Genomic DNA, 12,562 nt, shown 5'->3' on the forward strand with positions numbered 1-12,562 from the left:
ATATGTTTGCTTGCGAGGTTTGGGAGGCCGTCTTGAAAATATCGAAAATCCTTGTCGCCAATCGTTCTGAGATTGCGATCCGTGTGTTCCGTGCCGCCAATGAGCTTGGCATAAAAACGGTCGCGATCTGGGCAGAAGAGGACAAGCTTTCGCTGCATCGGTTCAAGGCGGACGAGAGTTATCAGGTCGGCCGTGGCCCGCATCTGGCCAAGGATATGGGGCCAATCGAGAGCTATCTGTCGATTGAGGAAGTGATCCGGGTTGCCAAGCTCTCAGGGGCCGATGCCATCCACCCCGGCTACGGCCTTCTGTCGGAAAGCCCGGAATTCGTGGAAGCCTGCAACGAGGCAGGTCTGATCTTTATAGGACCGACCGCTGATACTATGCGCCGCTTGGGCAACAAGGTCGCGGCACGCAATCTGGCGATTTCCGTCGGCGTACCCGTCGTTCCGGCTACAGAACCGCTGCCTGATGATATGGCGGAAGTCGAGCGGATGGCCGAGGAGATCGGCTACCCGGTGATGCTTAAGGCTTCCTGGGGTGGCGGTGGCCGCGGCATGCGCGCCATCCGTAAAAAGGAAGACCTTGCCCGCGAGGTGACGGAAGCCAAGCGTGAGGCGAAGGCTGCTTTTGGCAAGGACGAAGTCTATCTGGAAAAACTTCTGGAGCGCGCCCGCCACGTCGAAAGCCAGATATTGGGCGATACGCACGGCAATGTCGTGCATCTGTTCGAGCGCGACTGCTCCATCCAACGCCGTAACCAGAAGGTGGTCGAACGCGCGCCAGCGCCGTATCTGTCTGATGAGCGCCGTCAGGAACTGGCCAATTACTCGCTGAAAATTGCCGGTGCCACCAATTATGTCGGCGCTGGCACGGTCGAGTATCTGATGGATGCCGATACCGGCAAATTCTACTTCATCGAGGTCAATCCGCGCATTCAGGTGGAGCATACGGTGACCGAAGTCGTCACCGGCATCGATATCGTCAAGGCGCAGATTCATATTCTCGAAGGCGAAACCATCGGCACTCCGGAATCGGGTGTGCCGGCGCAAAAGGACATTCGCCTCAACGGCCACGCGCTTCAGTGCCGCATCACCACTGAGGATCCCGAGCATAACTTCATTCCCGATTACGGCCGCATCACCGCGTACCGCTCGGCATCGGGCTTCGGCATCCGTCTGGATGGCGGAACGTCCTATTCGGGCGCGATCATCACGCGCTATTACGATCCGCTGCTGGTCAAGGTGACTGCCTGGGCTCCGCAGGCCGATGAAGCCATCGCCCGCATGCACCGTGCGCTGCGCGAATTCCGTATTCGTGGCGTGGCGACAAACCTGACCTTTCTGGAAGCGATTATCAGCCATCCGAGCTTCGTCGGAAACACCTACACGACGCGCTTCATCGATTCGACGCCTGAATTGTTCGAGCAGGTCAAGCGACAGGACCGCGCGACCAAGCTTTTGACCTATCTGGCCGACGTTACCGTCAACGGTCATCCCGAAACGAAGGGTCGCGTTCAGCCTGCCGCCACCGCACCTGTGCCGATTGTGCCCTATATCGACAAACCGACACCTGACGGCACCAAACAGCTTCTCGACAAGCTCGGTCCAAAGGGTTTTGCCGAGTGGATGCGCAACGAGAAGCGCGTTCTCGTAACCGATACGACCATGCGCGACGGCCACCAGTCGCTGCTGGCCACCCGCGTCCGCACCCATGACATCGCCCGCGTTTCCAGCGTATATGCGAAGGCCCTGCCGCAGCTTCTGTCGCTGGAGTGCTGGGGCGGTGCTACCTTCGATGTGTCGATGCGCTTCCTGACCGAAGACCCGTGGGAGCGTCTGGCGCTGGTGCGTGAAGGCGCGCCGAACCTGCTGCTGCAGATGCTGCTGCGTGGTGCAAACGGCGTCGGCTACAAGAACTATCCTGATAATGTCGTCAAATATTTCGTCCGTCAGGCGGCAAAGGGCGGGATCGATCTGTTCCGCGTGTTCGACTGCCTGAACTGGGTCGAAAACATGCGCGTATCGATGGATGCGATCGCGGAAGAGAACAAGCTCTGCGAAGCAACCATTTGCTATACGGGCGATCTTCTGAACTCCGCCCGTCCGAAATACGACCTCAAATATTACACCAATCTGGCCGCTGAACTTGAAAAGGCGGGCGCGCATATCATTGCCGTCAAGGACATGGCGGGCCTGTTGAAGCCTGCTGCCGCGCGGGTTTTGTTCAAGGCTTTGCGTGAAGCGACCAGCCTGCCGATCCATTTCCACACGCATGATACTTCCGGTATTTCTGCCGCCACCGTGCTTGCGGCGGTTGAGGCGGGTGTGGATGCCGTAGATGCGGCTATGGATGCGCTTTCAGGCAACACCTCGCAGCCATGCCTTGGCTCCATCGTCGAAGCGCTGAAGGGCACGGACCGCGATACGGGCCTTGATACGGAATGGATCCGCCGCATCTCGTTTTATTGGGAAGCGGTGCGTGGCCAGTATGCGGCGTTTGAGAGCGATCTCAAGGGACCGGCCTCGGAAGTCTATCTCCACGAAATGCCCGGCGGCCAGTTCACCAACCTCAAGGAACAGGCCCGTTCGCTGGGCCTCGAAAGCCGCTGGCACGAGGTGGCGCAGACCTATGCGGACGTCAACCAGATGTTTGGCGATATCGTCAAGGTGACACCGTCTTCCAAGGTTGTCGGCGATATGGCGCTGATGATGGTGAGCCAGGACTTGACGGTGGCCGATGTCGAAAACCCGGATAAGGAAGTCTCCTTCCCGGATTCGGTCGTCTCCATGCTCAAGGGCGATCTTGGCCAGTCGCCGGGCGGATGGCCGGAAGCCTTGCAGAAGAAGGCACTGAAGGGTGACAAGCCCTATACGGTCCGTCCCGGCTCGCTGCTTGACGATGCTGATCTGGATGCAGAGCGCAAGGAGATCGAAACGAAGCTGGAGCGCCCGGTCGATGACTTCGAGTTTGCGTCTTATCTGATGTATCCGAAGGTCTTTACCGATTTTGCGCTGACATCAGAAACCTATGGCCCGGTCTCGGTTCTGCCGACGCATGCTTATTTCTATGGCATGGAAGATGGCGAGGAGTTGTTTGCCGATATCGAGCGTGGCAAGACGCTTGTCATCGTCAATCAGGCCTCATCCGGCATTGACGACAAGGGTATGGTGACGGTCTTCTTCGAGATCAACGGCCAGCCACGACGCATCAAGGTGCCGGACCGTGCTCATGGCGCGTCCGGCTCTGCCGTGCGCCGCAAGTCCGAACCCGGCAATGCCGCCCATGTTGGCGCGCCGATGCCGGGCGTCATCTCCCGTGTCTTCGTCAATCAGGGGCAGGATGTGAAGGCGGGCGACGTGCTGGTTTCCATCGAAGCCATGAAGATGGAAACGGCGCTTCACGCGGAGCGCGACGGCAAGGTGGCCGAAGTGCTGGTCAAACCCGGCGACCAGATCGATGCCAAGGATTTGCTGATCGCCTATGGCGAGTGAAGCGATAGAGTAGAAACGAAAAGCCCACCGAAAGGTGGGCTTTTTTACGCGACTATTATTTTGCCTGTAGCGCGGATGCGCTGTCAGTTCATCCGTTCTGCGTCAGCGGTGAAATCAGCACTTCGACGCGGCGGTTCTGAGCGCGGCCATCGGCTGTCGCGTTGGATGCAATCGGCTGCGATGGACCGAAGCCCATCGTGGAAATACGGCGCTGATCGACACCGCCACGTTCGCCGAGATAGTTGGCAACGGATGCGGCGCGACGTTCGGACAGACCCTGGTTATGGGCAAGGCTGCCGGTCGAATCGGTATGGCCGTTGATGTCGATGTAGGTCTTGTTGAACTTGTTCAGCACGATGGCGACCGAGTTCAGCGTTGGGTAGAACGGCGGAATGACCTGATCCTGATCCGTGGCGAAGGTGACGTTGGACGGCATGTTGAGAACGATGCTATCACCGCGACGCGTCACGGAAACACCGGTGCCCTGGAGCTGCTGGCGAAGTTCAGCTTCCTGATTGTCCATGTAGCCGCCGATAGCACCACCGGCCAGAGCGCCGATACCGGCACCGATCAAGGCATTGCGCCCCTTGTTGCCGCCACCGATGGCCAGACCACCGACAGCACCGGCAAGCGCACCGATGCCAGCGCCGCCCGCCATGTTGGAAACCTTCTGCTCACCCGTGTAGGGGTCGGTGGTGGTGCAGGCAGAAAGGTAAGTTGCGGCCAGCGCAAGAACGACAAACTTCTTGATCATGAATTCCAGTGCTCCGTGAGTTCACGTAACGTAAGACAGATGAATTTTGGCATTTTCACGGTCGAAACCTACTCCGCCGCGTCCTTTTGGCCGAAACGTTTCTCGATATAGTCGATGACCAGTGCCTCGAAATCCTTGGCGATATCGGGGCCGCGCAGGGTCAGCGCCTTTTCCCCATCGATGAAGACGGGAGCAGCCGGGTTTTCGCCGGTGCCGGGCAGTGAAATGCCGATATCGGCATGTTTGCTTTCGCCGGGACCGTTGACGATGCAGCCCATGACCGCGACGTTGAGCGCTTCTACACCCGGATATTTTTCGCGCCAGATCGGCATGTTCTTGCGAAGGTCATTCTGGATGTTCTGCGCCAGTTCCTGAAACACGGTGGATGTCGTGCGTCCGCAGCCGGGACAGGCCGCAACGACGGGAACGAACTGGCGAAAGCCCATGACCTGAAGAATTTCCTGCGCCACCTGCACTTCGCGGGTGCGGTCGCCATTCGGCTCGGGCGTCAAGGACACGCGGATCGTATCGCCAATGCCGTGTTGCAGGACGTAGCCCATGGCAGCGGATGAGGCGACGATGCCTTTCGATCCCATGCCCGCCTCGGTGAGGCCAAGATGCAGCGCGTGGTCGGAACGCTCTGACAGCATGGAATAAACGGCGATCAGATCCTGCACCTGGCTGACCTTGGCCGATAGAATGATGCGGTTGCGCGGCAGGCCGATCTCTTCGGCAAGCTCAGCGGAAATCAAGGCGGACTGGACGATGGCTTCGCGCGTGACCTGACGGGCAGACAGGGGAAAGCCTTGGTCCTTGTTCTTGTCCATCAGGGTCGTCAGCAATTCCTGATCCAGCGAGCCCCAGTTGACGCCGATTCGCACCGGCTTGTCATAGCGGATCGCCATTTCGACGATATCGCCGAACTGTTTGTCTTTCTTGTCCTTGAAGCCGACATTGCCGGGATTGATGCGATACTTCGCCAGCGCTTCGGCGCAGGCAGGGTGATCTGCCAGCAGCTTGTGGCCGATATAATGGAAGTCGCCGACCAGCGGTACATCCATGCCCAGACGCAGCAGTCGGTCACGAATTTTCGGAACGGCAGCGGCGCTTTCATCGCGGTCTACGGTAATGCGCACGATTTCGGAACCGGCGCGGAACAGGGCCGCCACCTGCTGCACGGTGGCATCGATATCGGCCGTATCCGTATTGGTCATGGATTGCACCACGACCGGCGCCCCGCCACCGACGATAACGCCACCGACATCGACAGCAACCGAGGACCGGCGCGGCTTGGGATCAAAATCGGCGTGTGACGTCATGGTGTTCTCGAACAATTGCGGTAAATCTGATCATTCAGGTGGAACAAGGCGCGCGCCTTGTCAACATCGAAGCGATCAACTCCTATTTTACCGCAATCATGGCGAAATTCGAGACTTGTCGATGGCAGGCATCTCACTTTTGCGAAATTGGGATATCAATGCCCGCTTGCGCCATCCGCATGACGGGCAAGTTTCGACAGCATGAGAACCACCACATGCAAAAGCGGCAGACCGATGAACACGGCGGCAAGCCCCGTATGCTCTGCAATGAAGCCGATGGCCGATGGCGCGACGAGAATGCCGGAATAACCCATCGTCGTAACCACTGAAAGTGCAATGCCTGGTGCCATGCCCGGCATGTTGCCAGCGGCCGAAAAGGCAATTGGGACCATGTTGGAAATGCCGATGCCGGCAATCGCAAAGCCTGCAATGGCGATAAAGGCATTGGGGGCGAAACCGGCAATCAGCAGACCCACGATCGATATGGCTGAACAGAATTGCAGCGTGCGGACGGCTCCGAAACGGTCACGCACCAGATCTCCCGCAAAACGCATGATGGCCATGGTCATCGAAAAGGCGGCAAAACCGAAACCGGACAGCGTGACGGATGCGCTAAGTTCATTGCGCAGATAAAGCGCGCCCCAATCGAGAATGGCACCCTCCGGAATCATCGAAAACAGCGCCATGATGCCGATGATCCACGGCAGCGGTGTCATGGGCAAGCCACCCTTGGGGCGCTCTTCTTCCGGGTGAGGGCGATCCACCTGCACCCGTGGCCATGCGACAGCAAGCAGGGCTGCGGCAATGATCGTCAGCGTAATGGCATGTCCGTAGATGCCGGTTTTGGTGATCAGCAGACCGCCAAGACCTGCGCCGAGCAAGCCGCCCAAGCTCCAGAATGCGTGGCAAGACGACATGATGGCGCGGCGCATGCTGCGTTCCACCACGACGGCATTGGCGTTCATGGCCACATCCATGGCACCGGTCAGTCCGCCGAAGAGGAAGACGGCGATAACGCCGGCCCAGAGGGAATTTGCCAGTGTGATCAAGAGCAGCGTCGGCACCATGATGAGAGCCACCGTCAATGTGACGGTTCTCGAACCGAGGCGACCAATCTGCGAACCGGCAATGGGCATGAAGGACAGCGAACCGAGGCCGTAAACGAGAATGACGAGGCCCAACGTGCTTTCGCTGAGCGCAAAGCGCTTGGCGAATTCCGGGATCATCGGTGCCCAGGAGCCCATCATGAAACCGTTCATCAGGAACAGCAAGGAAACGCCGAGGCGTGTTCGCGTCATATAAGGTAAACGGGCGGTTGTGGGCGTTGGCGTGGCAGTGCCGGTCATCGGGACTGGTCCTTCGATAATTGCATGTGAGATGAGATGCCGGACGACGATCCAGCCTGATGAATATTGATGCCGGTGTCCGCCAGAGTGTCGATCATATCGCTATTAGCATCCTCTTCCAGAACGAGTGTGAGCGTGGAGGAAAGTGATGCGACCTGAAAAGCGGCAATGGCACCGAGCTTTTCTGAGGTAACGGCTGCGAGTGTTTTTGCGCTGGTCTCGCAGGCCAGCCGTTTGAATACGGCATCCTCATAGATATCGGCGCAGAGACCCCGATCCAGTGTCAGGCCGCAGACGCCGACGATGCAGAGATCGGGGCGAATTTGCTCCAGCTGACGGATCGCGGTCGTATCGATGGCGGCGCCCACGGCCGGATCGACCCTGCCGCCAATCAGAATGAGTTCGATGTCGGCGTTACCGGCAAGTTCTGCGGCAATCGCTGGTGTGTTGGTGACGATGGTGAGTTTCAGGCCAACAGCCAGATTTTTTGCGATGGCCAAATTGGTGGAACCGGCATCGAGAAAAACGATCATGCCGTTCTGCACGAATGACGCTGCAGCTTGTCCGAGTGTCGCCTTGCGATCCGGCATTTCGCCCATGCGGGTTTTCAGCGGAACGGTGGTGCCTGCTGCCAGCAACGCGCCGCCGTAGACGCGTTCGCATTCGCCTCGGGCCGCCATTTCGCGCAAATCGCGCCGCACCGTGTCTTCCGATACGTCGAAGCTCTGCGCAAGCTCCTGCGCCAGCACACGGCCATGCCGGTGCAGTTGCGCGTAAATCAGAGCCTGTCGCTCGCTGACGAAGTGATCGGTTTTGGACATAATGAATCAATCGGAGAAATCGTGCACAAACACGCATAACCCGGCGCAATTGTTTTCTCAAGCGGAAATCGCAGGATTAAGAACCGTGATGCTGGGAGCAGGCTTTAGTTCTTCCGTTCTGCAACGAACTTTGCCGTCTCGATCAGAATATCCGCATGGTCACCATAGGGTGCCAGCAAATCCGTTGCTTCTTTCACCAGTTCACGCAGGCGGGCGGTTGCCCAATCCGCGCCGCGCAGGGCAACCAGCGTGCCTTTGCCGCGTCCCGCATCCTTGCCGGTTGCCTTGCCCATGGTGGCGGCGTCGGAGGTGAGGTCGAGAAGATCGTCGGCGAGCTGGAAGGCGAGGCCGATCTTTTCGCCGAAGCTGCGCAGGCGTTGCCTTTCCACGTCGTCGCTTCCGGCAATGATTGCGCCGGCTTCGCAGGCGAACCGGATCAACGCGCCGGTTTTCATGGCCTGTAAGGTGATGATACCTGATTCGTCCGGGGCATTCTTTTCTGCTGCCAGATCCAGCGCCTGGCCACCGGCCATGCCGCCGATGCCTGCGGCCCTTGCCAAGGCCAGAACGAGCGCTGCCTTGCGGTCATCGGGCAGATGTGTTTCCGGTGCGGCAATGATGTCGAAGGCGAGCGTTAGCAGGCTGTCGCCAGCCAGAATGGCCGTGGCCTCATCGAATTTCCTGTGAACCGTGGGCTGGCCGCGGCGCAGGTCGTCATTGTCCATGGCGGGCAGGTCATCATGGACCAAGGAGTAACAATGTAGGCATTCCAGGGCCGCGCCGACGCGAAGCGCGACATCGGCATCGCCGTTCAAAAGAGCTGCGGTTTCGATGACCAGAAAGGGACGCAGACGTTTCCCACCGTTCAGGACACCATGGCGCATGGCCTCGGCCAGGTTTTCGGGCCGGGTGATCTCGTCGGCACGCGTTTCGCTGGACAGAAGCTTGGCAAGCAAGGCTTCCGTCCGCGCGGCGTTGTCACGGAGCTGCGTTTCGAATGTCATAGGGCCCGTTCCTTGTAATGAGCGCTGTTTGGCATGGGGAAAAAGGGCTGGCAATGGTTTTTGTGACGCGGTTGGGGAACTTCGTTATCGGGACTCGCCTTGATGGTTCGCGCGGAATATGAAAGGCTCCGATCTGGAGCGAGTGGGGACAGGATTTGAGCAGCACGCCGGACAGCGAGACGGACTATGAAACGCTTGCCGAGAGCGGGAGCAAACCGAAAGTGGATGTTCGAAGCCTCGTGAGACGTGCCCTCCTGATCATTCTGGCTCTGCTGGTTTTGCCTTACCTGTTGATCCCGATTTATGCGCTGCCCTTCATGCGTCCGGTCTCGACGCTGATGCTGGCCGAGCTGGTGACGTTTCAGGGTTATGATCGCCGCTGGGTACCGCTCGAAGACATTTCACCGCGCCTCATTCAATCGGTGATGATGTCGGAGGACGGTCAATTCTGTTCCCATGGCGGCGTGGACTGGAACCAGATGCAGACGGTCGTGAGCAGCGCGCTGGAGGGTGAATCCACCCGTGGTGCCAGCACCATTCCCATGCAGACGGCCAAGAACCTGTTTCTATGGAATGGACGATCTTTCATCCGCAAAGGTCTGGAGTTACCGCTGGCCGTCGTGTCCGACTTCATCTGGTCGAAAAAGCGAATGATGGAGATTTATCTGAACGTCGCCGAATGGGGGCCGGGAATCTACGGCATCGAAGCGGCCTCGCAATATCATTTCAAGGTATCTGCCTCGAAGTTGAGTTCTCGGCAGGCGGCGCTTTTGGCGGTGGCCCTGCCAAACCCGATCGACCGCGTGGCTGGCAAGCCTGGTCGTGGCATGCAGCGTCTGGCCGGACTCATCGAAAGACGAGCCCGGGGTTCAGGCGCTTATGTCGGTTGCGTGCTGGACTGACGATCAGCCTTTGGTGAAGATGTAGTCGGTTTCCTGTCGCAGGGTTTCGCCGGGGCGCAGGATGGCGTCGGGGAAGCCTTCGTGATTGACGGCATCCGGCCAGATCTGGGTTTCCAGGCAAAAGCCTGCGACTGGGCCGTAGTGGCGCCCATCAAGGCCCGGTACGGCGACGTTGAGCTTGAAGGCAGAGTAGAATTGCACGCCCGGCTCGGTGGTGTGGACATCCATTGTGATGTTTGAGGCAGGGGCATAGACGCGCGCGACTTTGCGCTTTGCCACACGCTGGGGCGAGAGGCAGAAATTATGATCGTAACCGACCTGCTGGCCGTTTTCTTCGCGCCGCATCGGGGTGGATTTACGCAGGTCGAATACGGTGCCATCCACCGGTCGGATTTCGCCGGTGGGAATCTGCCGTTCGTCCGTCGGCAGATAGTGATCGGCAGCAATTTCGATTTCGTGGCCGAGTGCAGATTCCGCGCCATCCAGATTGAAATAGGAATGCTGGCAGACATTGGCGATGGTTGGCGCGTCGGTAGTGGTTTCATAGGCCACAGATAGTACGCCGCCGTCGCGGATCGTGTAGGTCGCCCGCACCGTGCAATTGCCGGGATAACCGGCGCGGCCATCGGGATCGACGATCTGCAACACCACATGGCTTGGACCATGTTCCATGATCATCCAGTTGCGTTTGCCGATATTATCGCTGCCGCCGTGAAGATGGGTAACGCCCTTCTCGTTCAGTTCGAGCTGGTAGTCTTTGCCATCGATAGCGAACTTGCCGTCACCGATACGGTTGGCGTTGCGCCCGGGTGTCGCGCCGAAATAGGAGGAGTATTTGGGGTAATCGTCAAATTTGTCGAATCCGAGCATGAGAGGCGGTCGATGGCCATCAAGGCGCAGATCTTGAATGACAGCGCCCCAAGTCATGACATGTGCCGTCAGCCCGCCTGCCGAAATCGTGACGCGCTCGACTTTCTCGCCCGTCGCCGTCAATCCGAAATTTTCCCGTGCGCCGCTCTCGCTCATGCCGTCATTCTCCCAATCTAAGCCATAAGGCCGGACGTTGCTTCATTTTCCGGCACCGCGCAATCTTTGAATTATGCTGGCTGCTGGCCGATATTGTCCAGATCATAGGGCGTGGTCTGGTAAATCTCGTTGATCCAGTTGCCGAAAAACAGATGCGCGTGGCTGCGCCAGCGGTTGAGCGGGGTCAGCGCCGGATCGTTGTGCGGGAAGTAATCATGGGGCAGCTTGATCGGCACGCCCGCATCCGCGTCACGAAAATACTCTTCCGACAATGATGTGGAATCATATTCGACGTGGTTGAACATGTAGAGACGCTTGCCGCGCTTCTCATGCACCAGGCACACGCCCATTTCTTCCGATTCCATCAGGATTTCGAGATCAGGATGCTTTTCGATGTCTGTGCGGCGCACCTCTGTCCAGCGCGATACAGGAACCTGAAAATCATCCGAGAAGCCGTTGAGGTAAATGGAGGCGGGGCTAAGATTGCGGTGACGGTAGACGCCGAATGCCTTCTCCTTCAGCTCGTGCTTGGGTACATCGTGGAAATGATAGATGGCAGCCATCGCGCCCCAGCATACATTCAGCGTTGAATGAACGTTGGTTTCCGTCCATTCGAAAATCTTCTGCATCTCATCCCAATAGGTCACATCTTCATAGGTGAGCTTTTCGACAGGTGCGCCGGTGATGATGAAGCCATCGAACTTGCGGTGGCGCACCTCTTCCCATGTTTCGTAGAAGGACAGCAGATGCTCCTCCGGCGTGTTCTTGGCGCGGTGACCGCCAATGCGCACCAGCGACAGTTCCACCTGAAGCGGGGAGGCACCAACGAGCCGTGCCATCTGTATCTCGGTCTTGATCTTGTTCGGCATGAGATTGAGAAGCCCGATCTGGAGCGGGCGAATATCCTGCCGGATAGCCGCCGTTTCAGTCAGCACCCGCACGCCCTCTTGGATGAGGGTTTCAAAAGCAGGCAAGGTATCGGGAATTTTAATCGGCATGTCGAACTCACTTCCGTGGCGGCGAGGGCCTTAAACACAAAAAAACCGGCAACGAAATCGCAGCCGGTCCTCGGAAATTGACGTGTTTCCTCGACCATTTAGCGACTTCTTTAAAGTGGCTGCAAGCCGGTCGGCAAATCACCACTGGCAGGTGTCATAATCCTCTCGTTCAAGAAAATCAATATCACCGCTTTCCAAGGCGTTTCGGCCTTCCCATCCAACACCGTTCCGGGCTATGGCAGGGCATGACGACCAGCCATTTCACCATTTTGCTCGGCGGCAACATCACCGTGACGGATCGCTTGCGAAAGGCGGTAGCGGATACGCGTGTGATTGCAGCCGATAGCGGCATGCGGCATGCGCAGCCGCTTGGACTTGTGCCGGAACTGTGGGTCGGTGATTTCGACTCCTCAGATATGGCCTTGCAAGAGCTGTGGCCTGATGTGGAGCAGCAACCGTTCCCGGCTGCCAAAGGCGTGACGGATGGCGAGATTGCCGTATCCGAAGCCCTGACACGCGGCGCAAAACGGCTGACGCTGGTGGGCGCGCTGGCGGGGGAGCGATCTGATCATGCGCTGTTTCATCTGCTCTATGCGGTCTCGCTTGCCGAGCGTGGTTTCGAGGTGGTGCTGACATCGGGTGACGAAGAGGCCTATCCACTGATGGAAGGCGCGTTCGAGCTCGATCTTCCCTCGGGTTCGCTGTTTTCGGTTGCCGGTTTCACGGCACTGGAAGGGCTCGATATCGACAATGCGCGTTATCCGCTCGCCAATTTCGCGCTTGCTTTCGGCTCGTCGCGCACTATTTCCAACGTGGCGGAAGGGCCTTTGCGCCTTCGCCTTCAAAGCGGCAAAGCCATCGTGCTTGCCCGTCCTTATGATTTGACCGGAGCCTGAAC

General features: G+C 58.4%; 10 protein-coding genes and 1 riboswitch. Of the genes, 3 read left to right on the top strand and 7 right to left on the bottom strand.

The genetic code is table 11. The features are described from left to right. Window positions 1-32 precede the first annotated feature (32 nt). Window positions 33-3,494, top strand: coding sequence for a pyruvate carboxylase (pyc, locus tag CPJ18_RS20735; protein WP_103659953.1), 3,462 nt, complete (start codon window positions 33-35; stop codon window positions 3,492-3,494). Window positions 3,495-3,582: 88 nt separating this feature from the next. On the opposite strand, the gene CPJ18_RS20740 is transcribed toward pyc, so the two are convergent. The 5 genes from CPJ18_RS20740 to CPJ18_RS20760 all read right to left on the bottom strand — a co-directional run bounded on the left by CPJ18_RS20740 (window position 3,583) and on the right by CPJ18_RS20760 (window position 8,738). Next, complete coding sequence (locus CPJ18_RS20740; protein ID WP_062452969.1) at window positions 3,583-4,248, bottom strand: YiaD family glycine zipper/OmpA-like lipoprotein; 666 nt, start codon at window positions 4,246-4,248, stop codon at window positions 3,583-3,585. A 68-nt stretch (window positions 4,249-4,316) separates the two neighbouring features. Continuing rightward, entirely contained in the window at window positions 4,317-5,567 is a 1,251-nt protein-coding gene (ispG, locus tag CPJ18_RS20745; protein ID WP_103659847.1) for a flavodoxin-dependent (E)-4-hydroxy-3-methylbut-2-enyl-diphosphate synthase, read from the bottom strand. 155 nt (window positions 5,568-5,722) lie between these two features. Further along, a complete protein-coding gene (locus CPJ18_RS20750; RefSeq protein ID WP_103659848.1) occupies window positions 5,723-6,913 on the bottom strand; it encodes an MFS transporter in 1,191 nt (396 codons plus the stop codon). Continuing rightward, a complete protein-coding gene (locus CPJ18_RS20755) occupies window positions 6,910-7,734 on the bottom strand; it encodes a DeoR/GlpR family DNA-binding transcription regulator (RefSeq protein ID WP_103659849.1) in 825 nt (274 codons plus the stop codon). The genes CPJ18_RS20750 and CPJ18_RS20755 overlap by 4 nt, the downstream gene beginning before the upstream one ends. A 104-nt stretch (window positions 7,735-7,838) precedes the next feature. Then, window positions 7,839-8,738: a polyprenyl synthetase family protein gene (locus tag CPJ18_RS20760; RefSeq protein WP_103659850.1), complete on the bottom strand. Its 900-nt coding sequence runs from the start codon at window positions 8,736-8,738 to the stop codon at window positions 7,839-7,841. A 155-nt stretch (window positions 8,739-8,893) separates the two neighbouring features. Here CPJ18_RS20760 and mtgA point away from each other — a divergent pair, with 155 nt between their 5' ends. Beyond that, window positions 8,894-9,640, top strand: a complete 747-nt coding sequence (gene mtgA / locus CPJ18_RS20765; RefSeq protein ID WP_103659851.1) for a monofunctional biosynthetic peptidoglycan transglycosylase — start codon at window positions 8,894-8,896, stop codon at window positions 9,638-9,640. A 3-nt stretch (window positions 9,641-9,643) separates the two neighbouring features. Here the strand turns inward: mtgA and CPJ18_RS20770 are convergent, their stop codons facing one another. Together CPJ18_RS20770 and metA are read right to left on the bottom strand one after the other, a co-directional pair. Continuing rightward, on the bottom strand, window positions 9,644-10,666 hold the full coding sequence (locus tag CPJ18_RS20770) for an aldose epimerase family protein (RefSeq protein WP_103659852.1): 1,023 nt from the start codon (window positions 10,664-10,666) through the stop codon (window positions 9,644-9,646). A 71-nt stretch (window positions 10,667-10,737) separates the two neighbouring features. Next, window positions 10,738-11,664, bottom strand: a complete 927-nt coding sequence (gene metA / locus CPJ18_RS20775) for a homoserine O-acetyltransferase MetA (RefSeq protein WP_103659853.1) — start codon at window positions 11,662-11,664, stop codon at window positions 10,738-10,740. A 78-nt stretch (window positions 11,665-11,742) separates the two neighbouring features. After that, window positions 11,743-11,819, bottom strand: a riboswitch (SAM riboswitch). A 90-nt stretch (window positions 11,820-11,909) separates the two neighbouring features. Between metA and CPJ18_RS20780 the strand changes: the two genes are divergently transcribed. Then, complete coding sequence (locus CPJ18_RS20780) at window positions 11,910-12,560, top strand: thiamine diphosphokinase (protein WP_103659854.1); 651 nt, start codon at window positions 11,910-11,912, stop codon at window positions 12,558-12,560. Window positions 12,561-12,562: the final 2 nt, after the last annotated feature.

The organism is Agrobacterium rosae (assembly GCF_002915175.1).
Taxonomy (GTDB): Bacteria; Pseudomonadota; Alphaproteobacteria; order Rhizobiales; family Rhizobiaceae; genus Agrobacterium; species Agrobacterium rosae.